Below are 15,699 nucleotides of genomic sequence, written 5' to 3'. Positions count from 1 at the left end.
CGTCAGCCATGACGGCGCCGCGCGCTCACTGCAACGCTGCAAGCCACTTCAACAGCGCATGCGACAGCTCTTCACGTCGGTCCGAATATGCATGATCGCTAGAAAAGTGAAGCGTGCTCACCTTCGTATCGCCGGCCTCATGCGTCGTGGTGACGCCCTTGCGGAGATCACTCGCGCGAGGGAGGTACCGCTTCCACCGGAAACGCTGCGGCCACGCGCGCGCACCACGCCGCATAGGCTTCGTCACCTGTGGGTTTGGCGGAAGCCAGCAGGTCGCCCAGCTCGGCGTTGTTCGGGTACACCGCGGCCAGCAGTGGGAGCAGCCGGGTCGAGAAGCGCCCCGCCTGAACCAGCTCGCGCATACGTTGCACGGCCGGCTTTTCAAACTCGTCGACCAGCGGGGAGCCCATCCGGCGGCCCTTGCCCAGTGCGGTGAAATACATGAACTGAGCCGGCTCGCTGTCAGGCACTGAAACCGCCAGCGTTTGCAGCCAGCCGTAGATGTTGCGCTCGCCAAACAGCGTCTCGCGCGCTTTCGCCACACTGGCGAGGGTCAGTGCGAGGTACTGCGCCAGACCGCTGACGTATTCGTTGACGTCGGTACCGGGCAGCGCATACATCGGGACCCGGGGCTCGACGATCGCGCCTGTCGCTTCGGCCAGGGAGGCGAGCAACTCCCCCGACAAGACGACCAGCGCGTTGCCCACCTCGCGTTCATTGAACCGCCGTTCCACCCGTTTCAACGTGACGCGGTCGCTCAGACGACGCAGGCGGCAGACGACATGGAAACCGTCCTGCCCTGCGCTGACCTCACCCTCGACCGCCAGGTCGAAATCCTGGCCGAGATAGTCGAGCTCATCGTCCGACAAAGGTTGCCCGAACAGGACGAAATTGTGCTTATCGGCCACCGGAAGATTCATGGCGACCCTCAGATCGCTGCAATAGACCAACTGCTCGAGCAGCAGGAGCGGCAGTGCGCGCGACAGCCGCCCCCGGTCGTCCTCGCGCCCGCTGCGAGCCACACCGCCTGCCGCGTCGTCCACGGCCGCCAGGGGTAGCAAGACGATGCGCGCACCATCGCCGGCGCGCGGCGGCGCGGCCCACTCCATGCCGTGCATGTCGAGCAGCCAGGGCGGCTGGACCATCTGGAGGAGCGAAATCTCCGGGGTGTGATCGAGTGGCTTCGACGGTTCCACCGTCATCTCGTCGAATGCCTGCGCGAAGTGCTGGAGGTTCTGGGCGTACGCCGGCTGACCCAGCGCGAAAAGCTTGCCGAGCAGGAGCTGACCCCGTTCCGCGTCGCCGAGTTCGACATAGGCTTGCAACAAGTTGAAACCCACCCGGACGTCATCGCGCTGTGGATCGAACAAGGGTGCCACGCGCGTCACGAGATCGTTGAGCAGACCGTGCTGGCCCAGCGTACCGGTGACGGCGAGCATCACGTCCGTCCCGTGCGGAGCCTTCGCCAGCGCCCGGTCGAACCATGCAAGCCCGTCGTCGCGCAGGCCGGCCTGGATCGCTGTCTGACCCAGCAGCAACTGCGGCCGGAACGCATCGTCGCGCTCGGCCAGCGCCCGCAGGAAAGCTTCCGCTGCATCAGCGCCCGCGGCTTCGGTCCGATCAGCGACGCGCCAGCCAAGGCCATTGTCCTGATTGGGATCGAGCTGCAGCGAGCGATCAAGGATTGCCATGGCCTCGGTGTCCTTACCTTCCGCGCTGGCCACCTTCGCGAGGTTGGTCAGCAGCGTCGGCGTCTCGCCGACCTTGTCGATCGCCTTGCGCAGCGTACCTTTCGCATCCCGCGTGCGCCCCAGCTTCAACTGGACGATCGCCCGCGTAACGAAGCCGCGCTCGATCATTGGATCGATCTCGAGCAGATGCGCACTGGCTGCGTCGACGTCGGATGCGAGATCGTCGCCAAGAGCCGAGATGACAAGCGAGTAAAGAGCGTCCGGCTCGTCCCACTTGGACTGGAGGTTCGGCTGCAGTACCTCCCGACGCCATTGCTCGAACGGAATCTGATAGGAGCGGCCGTATGTGTCGACGAAGGAAACCATGCGCCCGTCATTGGCCGGCGCCGCAGCGGGCGCCTCAGCGGCCTTTTTGCGCTTCCTGAAAAATCCAAACATCCCTACTGATTCCTGTCGAAATGAATTATTGGCCGGGCGGCACGCGCCGGATGGTCTGCACGTAAATATGCAAGGTCGCGCTTCCGCCGTCGAGCGCCAGGTGGTCATGGTGTGTACTCCCATGGGCGCGCGACGCAGCGCCGATCGGCAGGAGTCAAATCGCCCAAACTTGCATAACTACCCAGTTTGCCCCACGCTCTGCCCGATGCCGCATCGGGCGCCGTGGTCGACTGGAGGTGGGGATGAGTACTGTCCGTGGCCGTTACGGCCGCCGTGTATCGCGGATGCTCAGCCTCGCGGCGCTTACCCTCGGCGCGCTGAATCCGCTGCCCGGCCTCGGGGTCGACGCGCCGCCCGGGCACACGGTCACCTACGACCGCTACTCCCTCATCATCGACGGCAAGCCTACCTATCTGTGGTCGGGCTCCTTTCACTACTGGCGCCTGCCCTCGCCCGATCTCTGGCTCGATGTCCTGCAGAAGATGAAGGCCGCGGGCTTCAACGCGGTCGAGATCTACTTCCACTGGGGCTACCACTCGCCTGAGCGTGGGGTTTATGACTTCAGCGGCATCCGCGACGTCGACCGCCTGCTCGACATGGCCCGCGACGTCGGTATCTACGTCATCGCGCGCCCGGGCCCGTACATCAATGCGGAAACGGACGCCGGCGGATTCCCTGCCTGGCTGGTGACCACCGCCGGCAAACCGCGCACCACGTCGCCGGAATACACCGCGGCGTACCGCGAGTGGATGACGCAGATCGATCGCATCATCGCGCGGCATCAGATGACCGACGGCCGCGGGACGGTGCTGCTCTACCAGGTCGAGAACGAGCTGTATGACGAGAACCCCGATACCCGCCGTTATATGCAAAACCTCGAAGACGAGGCGCGCGCCGATGGCATCACCGTGCCGCTCACCGGCAACCACAACGGCAATTTCGTCGAGGGTCTGGGCGCCACGGACATCCCCGGTCAGGATTCGTACCCGCTCGATTTCGACTGCACACGTCCCGACCGCTGGAACGGCATCTACGACTTCAGCGAGGAGCGCCGTGAGCTGACGCATGTGCCGCTGTTCTTCCCCGAGTATCAGGGCGGCGCGTTCGATACCTGGGGCGGACCGGGCTACGAAGCCTGCCGGAAGTTCACCGGCCCCGCCTTCGAGCGCGTGTTCTACGAGTCGATGATGGCCGCCGGCTCGACGATGCAGAACTTCTACATGACCTACGGCGGGACCAACTGGGGCTGGTTGTCGTCACCGGGCGTGTATACGTCGTACGACTACGGCGCGGCGATCACGGCAAGTCGCCAGCTGACGAGTAAGTACGACCAGCAGAAGCTCCTTGGCTTAATGACGCGTGCCGTCGCACCGCTGGCACGGACCGATGCCACCGGCACCCATGTGCCGACCAATCCGCGACTGAAGGTCGTGGCGCGGATCAATCCCGACGACGGCACACGCTTTTACATCCTGCGACACGCCGAGCCGCAGGACACCACGAACGACGCCACTCACCTGACGATCGCCACCGATCCATCGGGCGCCCACGAGACAACGATTCCCCAGCAAGCGGGAACGGCCATCCATATCGATGGCCGGGATTCGAAGATCTTGCTGGCCAACTATCGGTTCGGTCGCCAGGATCTGGCCTACTCCACCTCCGAACTGATGACCGACCTGACCATCGGCGATCGTGACATCGCGCTGCTCTACGGTCGTCACGGTGAAGACGGCGAAACCGTCCTGCGCTTCGGCTCGGAGCCGAACAGCGAGGTCATAGCGGGCAAGGTCGCCACGCACTGGGACCCTGCAACGCACACGCTCCGGCTCAACTATCGGCATGACGATCTTGCCCGCGTGCTCATACACGATGGCGACAGATCGCTGCTGCTCCTGATCGGCGACAACGATGCGGCGAAACGCTTCTGGCAGGCAGATACGAAGGATGGCCCCGTTCTCGTGCGTGGCTCCTATCTGGTTCGCCATGCCAGGGCCGAAGGCGACCGTGTTTACCTCAACGGTGATACGGAAGAGGCGGGCGACGTCGAATTGTTTGCGCCGGCGACCACTCGCGGCCTGTCGTGGAACGGCAAAACGGTTCCGGTAACCACGACACCATCGGGCAGCCTGCTCGGCCACCTCGATGGCCCGGTACCCGTGACGCTGCCGGCACTGACCACGTGGCATGTCTCGAACGGTTCGCCGGAGATCGATCCCGGGTTCGACGATGCCGACTGGCTCCCCACCGATCGCACCAGCTCGCCCAATCCTTACTGGGCGCACACGCTGCCGATCCTCGACAGCGACGCGTACGGTTTCCATCACGGCAACGTGTGGTACCGCGGCCATTTCCGCGCGACCGGGAAGGAAACCGCCATCCGCTTGTCCGCCAGCATGGGTGTTCACCTGGGTAACCGCGGCATCTTCACCGCCTGGCTCAATGGGCATTTCCTTGGCAACAACCCCAGTGGCGCACAGCAGTTTGCCATCGATCCCGACTGGCTCAGGAAGGACGGAGACAACGTGCTTGCCGTGCTGGTCGACAACCAGGGGCATCTTCAGGAAGAACGCAGCGGCACGTTCCGCGAGCCGCGCGGCCTGATCTCGGCGACCTTCGCCGGGCCTGCGGACGACATCCACTGGAAGATTCAGGGCAACGCCGGTGGCGAAACACTGCCCGACCCCGTGCGTGGTCCATTCAACGCGGGTGGCCTTTACGGCGAGCGGATGGGCTGGCAATTGCCCGGATTCCCGGATGGTCAATGGGCGAGGACGACACTGCCAGCGAGTACCGATAAACCTGGCGTCGACTGGTACCGGACCTCGTTCCGGCTCGATCTCCCCGCCGATCAGGACGTACCGATCGCCCTGCGCATCCACGATATCGCGCCGCATCACTACCGTGCCGTCGTCTTCATCAACGGCTGGCAGATCGGGCGCTACATCAGCGACGTAGGTCCGCAGACGGAATTCGAGCTGCCCTCCGGCCTGCTCAACCAGCGCGGCGAAAACACCATCGCCATCGCGTCGTGGAGCACGGCGCACGACGGCGGCCTCGGCGAAGTGTCGCTCGTGATGCAGGGGAACTACCGTACGTCGCTCGTTTCGAAGTCGGTCAAGGCGCCGGATTATCGGGACGTCATGCGGGCACCGAAGTCCGGCAAGGCGCGCTGATACCGGCGAGGTGTCGTGCCGTCGGCTAAAGACGATCGACAAAAGCGCAAGATCTTTCGAACGAAGTACGCCGAAAGTGGGACGTCGTAGTCAATTCCGCACGGACGACGCATGTGACGATCCAAAGACACAGTTCATACACAGGAGGAAACGCCAGCGGACGATACTGCGGCGCGTCCGATGGCTACAGGGGGATTCAGCCGCCCAGTCATCCAGAGGGACCAACATGCAGAACCACGGGCAGCGTGCAAAGCATCATGGCGAGCGTCGTTTGCTTGCCACTTCACTGATACTGGCTTTGAGTGTTCCATTCGCGGCAAGCGCGGCGGATTCGTCGACGCAGGCATGGGCATCCACCCGCACCGAGGCCTTCCAGTCCGGTGCCGCACAGTTCCAGGGTTACGCCGAAGACGGCCAGACCGTATCGATCGCGGTGTCGCTCAAGGTGCGCGATCCTGACGCCTTGAACAACTACACGCGTGAACTGTTCCGACCCAACAGCCTCGTTTACCACCGTTTCCTGACGAAGGAGCAGAGTGAGGCCACCTTCTCGCCCACCGCCGAGCAGGCTGAAGCGGTCGCGGCGTACCTCAAAAAGCAGGGTTTCACCAACGTCGAAATCGCACCGAACCGCCTGCTCGTCACCGCCGATGGTGACGTAGGCAAGGCACGTTCCGCTTTCCGTACGACGATCGCTCGCTTCAACGTGCAAGGCGTGAACGGCATCGCCAACGACAGCGCCGTGCAGGTACCGGCGGAACTGAGCCAGATCGACCAGGTGGTCGGCCTCGACACCACCCGGAAGATGCAGACCTATTCCTTGCCGGCCGCGCAGCTGAAACCGGCGTACGTGACCACATCCAGTGGCGGCCATGGGTACTACCCGCAGGAATTCGCGACGGTCTATCACGCGGGCACCGTGGCCCGCGCCAGCAAAACCGCTGCCGCCGTCATCGGCTGGGGCAGCATGACCAACGCGCAGGCCGACCTCGCCCACTTCATCTCGGACAAGGGCCTTCCCGCCGTCCCCAGTTCCATCGTCGCCACCGCGTCGAGCAGCGATGATTCGGGCCAGGTGGAATGGGCCATGGACGCTCAGGCGATCACCGGCGTGAGCGGCGGCGTCAAAAGCCTGACCTTCTACACGTCGGGCACCAACTCCAACTCGGCGATCCTCAAGGCGCTCAACCGCGCGGTCAGCGACAACACCGCCAAGGTGCTCAACATGTCGTGGGGTGCGGCGGAATGCGGCAGCACCACCAAGGGCTTCGCGGATTCCGTCTTCCAGCTCGGTGTCTCGCAGGGTCAGACGTTCGTCGCGTCGTCGGGCGATAACGGCTCGTATCCCTGCAACGCCAGCGAAAACGGTGCCTACGGCAGCAAGACCATCCTGAGCGTGTCTTACCCTGCGAGCTCACCGTACGTTGCCGCGATCGGTGGCACGACGCTCAACACCGACACCTCCGACAACTACGTGTCGGAAACCAGCTGGCCGTACAGCGGCGGCGGAACCAGCACCGCGGAAGCGACGCCATCCTGGCAGACGGGTGCGCACCGCCAGGTGCCTGACCTTGCGTTCGATGCGGACTGGGACAACTCGCCCATCATCTTCTACCTGACCAAGAGTTCGACCTCGGGTGTGGGCACGTCAGGCTATTACGCCAACGGTGGCACGAGTCTGGCCGCGCCGCTGTTCAGCGGATCGTGGGCACGCCTCGAAAGCGCGAACGCAAACGCCATCGGCTTCGCGCCGCCGGCGATCTACGCCTATGCCAGGTCGACCACCACCCCGCTGCCGTTGCACGACGTCGCCAGCGGCACCAACGGAGGCTATTCCGCCACCAAGGGCTACGACCTGGCGACCGGCTGGGGAAGCTTCGACATCCAGGCGGTGGCTAACTTCATCGCCGCCAATCCCGGCTTCATCAACGCGAGCAATCCCTAACGGGACGGGGCGGCCTCGGCCGCCCCGTTTCCGAGCGTCCCTGCCCCCGGGTCAACCGCGTCAGGAACCCGTGACAGGCAACTCGATATACGTGCCGTCCGCTCCACCCAGCGATACCTTCTGCGTCGCCGGCTGGAAGTCCGCCGGCTGCGCGAACAGGATGTTGGGTACGAAGGTCTGCGGATTGCGGTCGTACAGGGGGAACCAGCTGGACTGTACCTGGATCATGATCCGGTGGCCGGGCTCGAACACATGGTTGGCGTTCGGCAGACGGAAGTCATACGCCAGCGGCACGTTGGGAGTAATCGGCTTGCCGACGGTGAAGCCTTCCCGATAACGGCCACGGAAGATATCCATCGCGATGCCGAGTTCGTAGCCGCCCATCTCCGGCTGCTCGGCGACCTGATCGGGATAGACATCGATCAGCTTCACCACCCAGTCGCTGTCCGTACCGCTGGTGCTGGCCACGAGGTGAACGTTCGGCTCGCCGCTGATGCGGACCGGCGCGGTAAGCACCGGGGTCGTGAAGGTCAGCACATCGGGGCGCGATGCCGCCTCGCGCTGGTCGCTGGTCAGCCAGTGCTGCCAGCCCGTACCCGACATCGGACCGACCGGACGCGGACGGTACGGCACCGGATGTGCCGGATCGGAAACGTACTGCGCCGTAGCGGACGGCTCTCCCGCCCCTGCGCCCAGCGCAAGAGTGCCATCCGGACCAGGCACGAGCCGCGTCGGCCGTGAACCGCCCGTCGCGTCCATCGGCCATGCCGGACCCGTCTCCCAACGGTTCTCGCCGGTGACATAGGCGTTGACCGGCGCTGTCGTGGCCGGCGCGTCTTTCAGGAAGTGCGCGAGGAACGGACGGAGGATCTTCTGGCGAAAGTAGAGTCCGGTGTCCGTGCCGAAGCGGACTGCGCCCAGGCTGCTGCCGTCGCGCACTTCCTGGCCGTGGAACCATGGGCCCGCCACGAGGAAGAGCTTGTGCGCGTCGTCGTGCGGTTTCATCGCCTTGTAAACGGCAAAGGCACCGTAGATGTCTTCCTGATCCCACAGGCTCGCCACCAGCATCGTCGGCACCTTGACGGGTTCGCGGGCCAGCGCCTTGTCCACCGCCTGATCGGACCAGAACGCATCGTAGGCCGGATGCTGCGCCACCTTGTTCCAGAAGCCCAGCTGTTCCATCCCGTAGCGCTTCGCGATCGCGCCGGCCGACACGCCTTCCAGGAAGAACTGGTAGTCGTCCGCGTAGTTGTTCCACCACTTGTGCGTGTTTTTACGCGAGGCGGTCTGCTCGTAGATGTATTCGAGGTTCTGCTGACGGAACGCGCCGTGATGGAACCAGTCGTCGCCCATCCAGCCATCGACCATTGGGTTCATCGGCACGGCCGCCTTCAGGGCGGGATGCGGATGCACGAGCGCCATCAGCGGTTCGAAACCGTCGTATGAAATACCGAGAATCGCCACACGGCCGTTGCTCTCCGGCACGTGTTTCACCAGCCAGTCGATGGTGTCGTAGGCATCGGTGGAATCGTCGACCGGAGTCGGGTTCTGCGGCCCGCGCAGCGGACGATTCATCACGTAATCGCCTTCCGAACCGTACTTGCCGCGAATGTCCTGCGCGACGCGGATGTAACCGTCCTGCACGAGCACATCGCTGGCGTCGTCGTCGTGACTGACCGCTACTCCGAGGTGACCGCTCTCGACCGCGCTGGTCATTTCGGACGCGTCGTAGGGCGTGCGTGTGAACAGGATACCCGCGTTCTTCGCGCCCTTGGGCACCAGGATCACCGTGTGCAACTTGACCCCGTCACGCATGGGGATCATCACGTCACGCGTTTCGTAGTCGAAACCGTCGTACGTCGGCTTGAAGTCGGCCGGCGTTTCGCTGGGCAATGCCGGATACGTGCCCCTGGCGGGTGGCGGAGCATCGCCGGCGAAGGTCGAGGTGGCGACGACGGCGGACAAAGCGGTGACCAGCAGGGAGTAACGGAGCGTCGAGATGGCTTTCAAGGCGATTCCTGGTTGGGCATGGACTTACTGGCACGTGGGAGGCATGCGTCCGACAGCCTCCCGGATCTGTACGGCGGCGGTGTCGGCCTCGCCGATCTGCTGGCAAAGGGCCCTCACCCGCGTTCGTCCCTGGGCCCGGAGCCCCGCGCATTGCCATGCACGAGGCGCATCGAGCGGCAGCACCGCGTAAGCCACCTTGCCACATTCGTCGTGTGCGCGGTCAGCGAGAGACCGCCCCGCGAATTCTTGCGGCGTCGCGGTCATCGCGGGATCGAAGTAACTGTCCGGAAAAGCCGCCGCGTAGCGGACCACGTCGACCCGCTGCACAAAGTCACCGACGCTCATATCGAAGGATCCTGAGCAGGGTGCGCGCTGTGCGAGGTCGCGCACGGCGGCCAGCAGATAATCACGCATATCGGTCTGCTCGCCGATCGCCTCGGTCACGCCCGCCAGCATCGGCAGCCGGGCTTGCGCCGCCATGGCGGCGAGGTCATGCGCGTGGGCAGTATCGCAGCGGGCGCGCACGGACGCGGCTACGAGGAAGACCGTGTCCTGAGCGAACGCCTCGTTCGCCCGCAGGAGTGGACCGAGCCGGTCCGTGCCGCTGCCCTGGGCACTTACAGCGACCACCCGTGCCGTCGCGTTCGTGGTCGCGGAGGCGGTCTTCCCAACCGCATGCCGCCTTGCCGGCGGCATATCGGGCGGTCCCGCGATCGAAAGCAACGCCACCAGCGCCGCCGTCACGATACCCGCGACAAGCATCCACACCCGCGGTCGCCCCGCCCATGGCACCTTCATTCGAACGCACGCCTCAGGCGCTCTTCGTCGTCGTTGCGATACGGCTCGATGGTGGCGCCGTCCATCGCGTACGCGGAAGCGGCCATCGCGTTCTCGGTCACCTGGGTGTGCATCACGCCCTTCAGCGTCACCGGGTCGTAGAGGCTCGGCGTATCGATGCCCTTCGCCAGGCGCACGTGCACCAGCATGTTCGGTGGCGGCGGAGGGACGTGGATACACGCGCCGTAAAACGGCACGAAGAAGAACTCGGTCATCCTGCCGTCATCATCCGTCTCCAGTGGCACGACATAGCCGGGCAAGCGGATCTTCCTGCCGTCGAGCGCGGCCACGGTATGCAAGGTACCGACCTGCTTCATACGCTGATTGCCGACGTGCAGCACCGGAGGTGCGTCCTCCAGCGCCTTGAAATCCTCCGGTGGCACCATCCGGCTCCAGTCGAGATCGGCGAATCCGTTTTCGTCCGGCAGGCCGAGCAGGGGTGCGGCGGGAGCTGCCGCCACGGCCGCGTTGCCACGCGACGCCGCGAAAGCATTCGCCGCAGCGATACCGTCAGCACCCGCTCTGGCTCGTCGCGCGCGACCTTCATCGGCGGCCGCCTGCGCACGCGCGAGCTCGGATGTCGCCGCCGTCGCCGGGCCCTGCGCCGCGGCGTCGTCAGTACCGTCGCGAGCACATCCCGCAACGCACAGAGCAAAGGCGAGACAGCACAGGCGCGCGATCACAGGCGCACCTGCAGGCCATCGGCCAGGGAACGTCGATACGCGATCCATCCCGGAATGCATCCCGACAACGAACCGAGCACCAGCACGCTCAACAGCAACCACCCTTCCTGCGCCGAGGGCGTGGCATTAAGCACGATGCCCGCGTTCGCCAGCAGATAATCGTGCGCCAGCAGTGTCACCGCAAACAGCAGGACCCCGCCCGCGATCATGCCGATAAGAGTCAGCAAGGTGCTCTCCGCGACCAGCAACGCGAAGACCGTGCGCGTGGATGCCCCCACCGCGCGCAGTACCGCCATTTCACGACGTCGTTCGTTGAGCATCGCCAGCAGGGCCGTCAACATGCCCGAGATACCGACCAGCACCACCATCGCGCTGACCACGCGCAGGGCATTCTCAGCGGTACCCAGCAAGTGCCACAGCTCGCCCAGCGCGACGCCCGGCAGCACCGCGAGCAGCGCCTCGTCGGGATACTCGTTCAGCGCACGCTGCACGGCGAAGGCCGAAAGGCGCGAGCGCAGCCCGACCAGGCAGGCGGTGATCGCCTTCGGCGTCAGGTCCCTGTGTCGCGCCTCATCGGCGCTGGACGCCATTCCCGGCAGACGGACCCCGGAGCGCCAGTCCACGTGAATAGCCTCGATCGCCTCCAGACTCACCGCGATCGTCGCATCGACCGGTGTGCCCGTCGGCGCCAGCACGCCCGAGATACGAAACGGCTTGTCCGAATGCAGCGCCGTTGCTGGGCCGCCCAGCCCATGAGCGAGGACGATGGTGTCTCCAACGCCATAGTGCAGACGACGCGCGACCTCCGCGCCGATCACCGCGTCGTAAAGGTCGGAAAAGGCATGTCCGGCCGCGAATGCCAGCGGCTTGCGTGCCCCATAGCGGTAGTGCAGGAAAAAATCGGAGGTCGTGCCCGTGACCCGGAAACCCCGGTGCGAATCGCCCAGCGACAGCGGCACGGTCCAGGCCACTTCAGGCATCGCACGGATGTCCTGATAGGTCTTCCACGTGATGTTGTTCGTCGCCTCCCCCACATGGAAGACCGCGTACAGCAGCAGGTTCACAGGACCGGAGCGTGCGCCGACGAGCAGGTCGGTCCCGGAGACGGTACTGGCGAAACTCTGCCGCGCGTCGGTGCGGACGCGCTCGACGCCCAGCAGCAGAAAAACACTGAGGGCGATGGTGATCACGGTCAGCGCGACACCGGTGCGACGCTGGCGCAGGCTTTTCAAAGTGATGCTGAAGACGTTCATCAGGCGACCAGCTGGTGGGAAGGAAGGTTGCCCAGCGCCAGGGCACGATCGAAATGGCGCGCCAGTGACATGTCATGGCTGACGAAGACCACGCCGGTGCCGTGCCGCGTGCACTCGCCCAGGAGGAGTTGCAAAAAGCTGTCCCGTGCGGCGGTGTCTAGCGCCGAGGTCGGCTCGTCGGCGACGATCAGTTCAGGGCCACCGATGAGGGCACGCGCGGCGGCCACGCGCTGTTGTTGTCCGACGCTGAGCTCGCTGGTTTTTCGTCGCGACAGGGTGCGCCGATCGAGGCCAAGGGCGCCGAGCAGTCGCGACGCTTCGATACGCGCATCGCCTGCGCGTGCCGTACGCGCGGGCGACCACGCGCACCCGAGCAGTACGTTTTCGACCGGATCCAGAAAGGGCAGCAGGTTGAACTGCTGGAAGATGTAACCGAGGTGGTCCGCACGGAAGCGGTCCCGCGCCGAGGCGCTCAGCGACGACAACGGCGTACCCAGCACATTCACTTCACCGGCGGCTGGCGAGAGGACGCCTGCGATGAGCCCGAGCAAGGTACTTTTCCCACTGCCGCTGGGCCCGCACAGGAACAGCCGCTCGCCGGAGGCGACGTGGAAATCGTCCAGCATCAGTACCGTATCGGAAGACGGCCACGCGAAACGCAGGCCTCTGCACCGCAGCAGCACCTCATCGCCGTAAGGAATCATGGCTGCACGTCCACCCGTACGACGCCGGGGTCGAGCACCTGCTGGTGACTACCGTTCGCGGACAGCACGTTGACTACGACGGTCTGCAGCGAAGGAAACGTTTCGACCAGTCGCACATCGAACGCGTCGAGCTTGTCCGGGTGCGCGCAAAGCAGCCGATAGTCGGCGTGCAGCTCGGCGTGCGCGCCCGAGGTGTCCTTAGCATCGAAACCACTGGCGTCGACGTGTGCCTCGGCGACGTGGCAATCCGCGGCGCGTTCCGCTTCCAGCCAACGCCCCGACTGCAACACCGCCTTCGCACGAGCGAGTGCCGCCCGCTCCGGCGGTGTGCCCGGCGGATGTTCGAAGCCGACGGCGTCGTGCCCGGCCAGATCGAGCTCGGCGGCGACCATGTTGTTCTCGATCGAGATATCGACCGTCGCCCGTCCGTGCACGTGCGCACCCACATGCCGGACTTCCGCGCCAGCTGCGCCAGTCACAAGCACGCTGCCGAGCAGCACCCACCAACGCACAGCCATGCCATCACCTCTTATTGTTATGTTATAACATAAGTTACATGACAAGCATCGCGTCGCGCCAGCCCTCCTCGTCACTCGATCGTTTCGCCTCTTTCTGGGCGATCGGGTGCGCTATCCACTGCCTCGCCCTGCCCCTGGTCCTGTTCGCCGTACCGTCGCTCTACCTCGCCCTGTATTCGTTCGCATCGCCCCACCGCGAGCTCGCCATGGCACTGCTGCGGCTGATCAGTCTGGAGCCCTGGTTCATTGCGACCGGCGCGTTTATCAGCACGCTCGCCATGGTCAGGGCATGGCGGCGACACCGGCGAGCCGGACCGCCCGCGCTGGCCGCAGCCGGCATCGCGACCTTGTTCGCCGCGTGGTACTTCGCCGCGTGGGCCGACGGGTGGATGCACACCGGCGGCGTCATGCTGGGCGGCGCCCTGCTCGTCACCGCGCATACGTGGAACGTGAAGTGCGTCCGATCGGTAAGGCGTGACGTTTTGTGAAGCCGCCGCTCCGCTCGTTACACTACGTGGATGTCGAATGCGAGCCACACACGGACACACCCTGCCCTGAGCGCGGAACCCAGGTGGATCTCCGGCAGTGCGTTTCTTGCCGTAGCGGCGGCCTACGCCGCGGTATATGAGATAGCCCGTTACATATCGCCATCCAGCCAGTGGAATCTGATGGCTGGGCTTCGCCTCGCGGCGATCCTGCTGGTTCCTCGTCGCTACTGGCCCGCCCTGATCGTGGGCGAGTGGGCGCCGCTCATTCAGAAATGCGCGATCAACGCCGGACGGTTCGGCCTGGAGTGGGCCATTCTCGGCGGGATTCCCCTGATGATCGTCTGTATGCCGCTGGTCATGCTGGCCCGGCGACGGGGCCCGTTTCCGTTCCGTGACGGGGAGATCCACCTTCCCAGCGTCCTGCTGGTAGCCGCGGCATGCGCACTTGGCAGCGCAGTGGTCGATACGGCCGGACTCAGCGCGGCTATCGATGCCTCCCGCGGTACATCGCCGACCATCTATCTGCGCGACTCCTTCTACGCCTATCTGCTGGGTGACTTCTGCGGGATGGTACCCGTCGTGCCGGCGTTGTTCGCCTTGAAGGATGTGTTCAACGCGGGACGGTCCGGTGCCTGGCGACGCGTGCGAAACATCCCGCTCACCAGCGCGCTCGTCGCACTTTGCCTGGCCGGCTGGATCGGGATAGTGCTTATACAAGAACGTCTGCACCTGCACGGCGCGGAGCTGCAGGCGCTTCGTCTGTGCGCGATGCTGCCGGTGCTCGCGCTGACGCTGCGCTTCGGCTGGCAGGGCGGCGCGCTCGCCGGCGTCCTCGCCCTCGCGGCGGTGATGTCGACGGCAGGCGAGTCGACCGACGTGTCGATCATCGAGGCGCAGGTGGTCATGTGCATCGCCATGGCAGGCGCCTTGCTGATCGGCATGCCCATCGCGCGGCGTACGCGCGAACGCCACGCGGGCCGCGTCACGGCGACGGCGGGCTGACTGGATAGCCCCAGGGGGCCGGCGCCAACACCTCCGCCAGCCACTCGACAAAGGCACGGGTCTTCGCCGGTGCGTGACGCGTCGACGCACGGATGACATAGATGCCTGTCTCGCCCTTCGCCCGCCACCCGTCGAGTACAGGGACGAGACGTCCATCCGCAAGCTCATGCGCCACGAGCCAGTCGGCGGCCATCAGCACGCCTGCCCCGGCGACGGCGGCACTGACGAGGGCGTGTATGTCGTCCGACTCGATACGTCCCGCCACTTTCACCGCCCGTTCCTCGCGGCCGCGCTGCAGATGCCATACGGGGTGCGTGAACATCGGCGTGAAACCGAGGCAGTCGTGCCGGGTCAGATCGTCGGGCGTCGTCAACGGCGGCCGTCGCTCCAGGTACGATGGCGCAGCGCAGATCATCCGACCGGCGGGTGCGACGCGCTGGCTGATCAGTCGGCTGTCTTTCATCTCGCCGATGCGCACCGCCACGTCGAAGCCCTCCGCGACCATGTCGACATAGCGGTCGCTGAAGCTCGCCTCGATACGCACGGAGGGATGCAGCGCCAGAAACTCCGTGAGTCGCGGCGCGACCCACATGCGTCCGAAAGCCGGTGCCAGGGTGACTCGCAGCAACCCAGATGGCGCATCGGCGAAATCGCGCGCCTCGTCCTCGGCCGTCCGCACCAGGTCCATCGCCTGCCGCACGCGCTCGCGAAATTGCATGCCCGCTTCGGTCGCGCTTACCCGCCGGGTCGATCGCTCGAGCAGGCGAATGCCGAGACGTGCCTCGAGGGCAGCCACACGGCGCGATACGACGGAGGCATCCCGCTCCAGCCGGCGGGCGGCGGCCGTGAAGCTCCCCGTGTCGACCACGGCAAGGAAGGTGAGCAGCTGGTCGGCTTCGAGCGCGTCCATTATTGCATCCGGTGCAGGAATGTCTTGCTTCTACCACCGATTTT

General features: G+C 65.3%; 12 protein-coding genes. 4 read left to right on the top strand and 8 right to left on the bottom strand.

Annotation, left to right across the window (positions count from 1 at the left end; all coding sequences use genetic code 11):
- Positions 1–167: 167 nt before the first annotated feature.
- Positions 168–2,057 (bottom strand): tetratricopeptide repeat protein, encoded by a 1,890-nt coding sequence (locus B5X73_RS15105; RefSeq protein ID WP_139382802.1) that lies wholly within the window; start codon positions 2,055–2,057, stop codon positions 168–170.
- Between the two features lie 314 nt (positions 2,058–2,371).
- Between B5X73_RS15105 and B5X73_RS15100 the strand changes: the two genes are divergently transcribed.
- A complete protein-coding gene (locus B5X73_RS15100) occupies positions 2,372–5,305 on the top strand; it encodes a glycoside hydrolase family 35 protein (RefSeq protein ID WP_079522421.1) in 2,934 nt (977 codons plus the stop codon).
- A 298-nt stretch (positions 5,306–5,603) separates the two neighbouring features.
- A complete protein-coding gene (locus B5X73_RS15095) occupies positions 5,604–7,250 on the top strand; it encodes a S53 family peptidase (protein ID WP_176167859.1) in 1,647 nt (548 codons plus the stop codon).
- A 60-nt stretch (positions 7,251–7,310) separates the two neighbouring features.
- On the opposite strand, the gene B5X73_RS15090 is transcribed toward B5X73_RS15095, so the two are convergent.
- The 6 genes from B5X73_RS15090 to B5X73_RS15065 are packed head-to-tail and all read right to left on the bottom strand — an operon-like array spanning position 7,311 to position 13,255.
- Positions 7,311–9,251, bottom strand: a complete 1,941-nt coding sequence (locus B5X73_RS15090; protein ID WP_079522495.1) for a CocE/NonD family hydrolase — start codon at positions 9,249–9,251, stop codon at positions 7,311–7,313.
- Positions 9,252–9,284: 33 nt separating this feature from the next.
- Positions 9,285–10,058: a hypothetical protein gene (locus B5X73_RS15085; protein WP_139382801.1), complete on the bottom strand. Its 774-nt coding sequence runs from the start codon at positions 10,056–10,058 to the stop codon at positions 9,285–9,287.
- The gene (locus B5X73_RS20695; RefSeq protein WP_176167857.1) at positions 10,055–10,780 is read right to left on the bottom strand and encodes a DUF3299 domain-containing protein; all 726 of its coding nucleotides are present in this window, start codon (positions 10,778–10,780) and stop codon (positions 10,055–10,057) included. The genes B5X73_RS15085 and B5X73_RS20695 overlap by 4 nt, the downstream gene beginning before the upstream one ends.
- A complete protein-coding gene (locus B5X73_RS15075; protein ID WP_079522418.1) occupies positions 10,777–12,033 on the bottom strand; it encodes an ABC transporter permease in 1,257 nt (418 codons plus the stop codon). The genes B5X73_RS20695 and B5X73_RS15075 overlap by 4 nt, the downstream gene beginning before the upstream one ends.
- A complete protein-coding gene (locus B5X73_RS15070) occupies positions 12,033–12,737 on the bottom strand; it encodes an ABC transporter ATP-binding protein (protein ID WP_043694574.1) in 705 nt (234 codons plus the stop codon). Before B5X73_RS15070 ends, B5X73_RS15075 begins: the two co-directional genes overlap by 1 nt.
- The gene (locus tag B5X73_RS15065) at positions 12,734–13,255 is read right to left on the bottom strand and encodes a ZrgA family zinc uptake protein (protein ID WP_079522417.1); all 522 of its coding nucleotides are present in this window, start codon (positions 13,253–13,255) and stop codon (positions 12,734–12,736) included. The genes B5X73_RS15070 and B5X73_RS15065 overlap by 4 nt, the downstream gene beginning before the upstream one ends.
- 38 nt (positions 13,256–13,293) lie before the next feature.
- On the opposite strand from B5X73_RS15065, the gene B5X73_RS15060 reads away from it, so the two are divergent.
- The gene (locus B5X73_RS15060) at positions 13,294–13,743 is read left to right on the top strand and encodes a MerC domain-containing protein (RefSeq protein WP_079522416.1); all 450 of its coding nucleotides are present in this window, start codon (positions 13,294–13,296) and stop codon (positions 13,741–13,743) included.
- Positions 13,744–13,773: 30 nt separating this feature from the next.
- On the top strand, positions 13,774–14,745 hold the full coding sequence (locus B5X73_RS15055) for an MASE1 domain-containing protein (protein ID WP_079522415.1): 972 nt from the start codon (positions 13,774–13,776) through the stop codon (positions 14,743–14,745).
- Here the strand turns inward: B5X73_RS15055 and B5X73_RS15050 are convergent.
- The gene (locus B5X73_RS15050) at positions 14,726–15,655 is read right to left on the bottom strand and encodes a LysR family transcriptional regulator (RefSeq protein WP_079522414.1); all 930 of its coding nucleotides are present in this window, start codon (positions 15,653–15,655) and stop codon (positions 14,726–14,728) included. The two genes, B5X73_RS15055 and B5X73_RS15050, sit on opposite strands and share 20 nt — an antisense overlap.
- Between the last annotated feature and the right edge of the window lie 44 nt (positions 15,656–15,699).

Origin of the sequence: Luteibacter sp. 22Crub2.1 (assembly GCF_900167995.1) — a bacterium.
Taxonomy (GTDB): domain Bacteria; phylum Pseudomonadota; class Gammaproteobacteria; order Xanthomonadales; family Rhodanobacteraceae; genus Luteibacter; species Luteibacter mycovicinus.
The sequence above is the reverse complement of the archived record's forward strand: the minus strand, read 5'-3'. Positions and strand labels throughout refer to the sequence as shown.

Bases quoted from the DNA above. Each gene is read 5' to 3' on its own strand.
- B5X73_RS15105 (WP_139382802.1), bottom strand. From the start codon at position 2,057: ATGGTTTCCTTCGTCGACACATACGGCCGCTCCTATCAGATTCCGTTC.
- B5X73_RS15100 (WP_079522421.1), top strand. From the start codon at position 2,372: ATGAGTACTGTCCGTGGCCGTTACGGCCGCCGTGTATCGCGGATGCTC.
- B5X73_RS15085 (WP_139382801.1), bottom strand. From the start codon at position 10,058: ATGAAGGTGCCATGGGCGGGGCGACCGCGGGTGTGGATGCTTGTCGCG.
- B5X73_RS15075 (WP_079522418.1), bottom strand. From the start codon at position 12,033: ATGAACGTCTTCAGCATCACTTTGAAAAGCCTGCGCCAGCGTCGCACC.
- B5X73_RS15070 (WP_043694574.1), bottom strand. From the start codon at position 12,737: ATGATTCCTTACGGCGATGAGGTGCTGCTGCGGTGCAGAGGCCTGCGT.
- B5X73_RS15065 (WP_079522417.1), bottom strand. From the start codon at position 13,255: ATGGCTGTGCGTTGGTGGGTGCTGCTCGGCAGCGTGCTTGTGACTGGC.
- B5X73_RS15060 (WP_079522416.1), top strand. From the start codon at position 13,294: ATGACAAGCATCGCGTCGCGCCAGCCCTCCTCGTCACTCGATCGTTTC.
- B5X73_RS15055 (WP_079522415.1), top strand. From the start codon at position 13,774: ATGTCGAATGCGAGCCACACACGGACACACCCTGCCCTGAGCGCGGAA.
- B5X73_RS15050 (WP_079522414.1), bottom strand. From the start codon at position 15,655: ATGGACGCGCTCGAAGCCGACCAGCTGCTCACCTTCCTTGCCGTGGTC.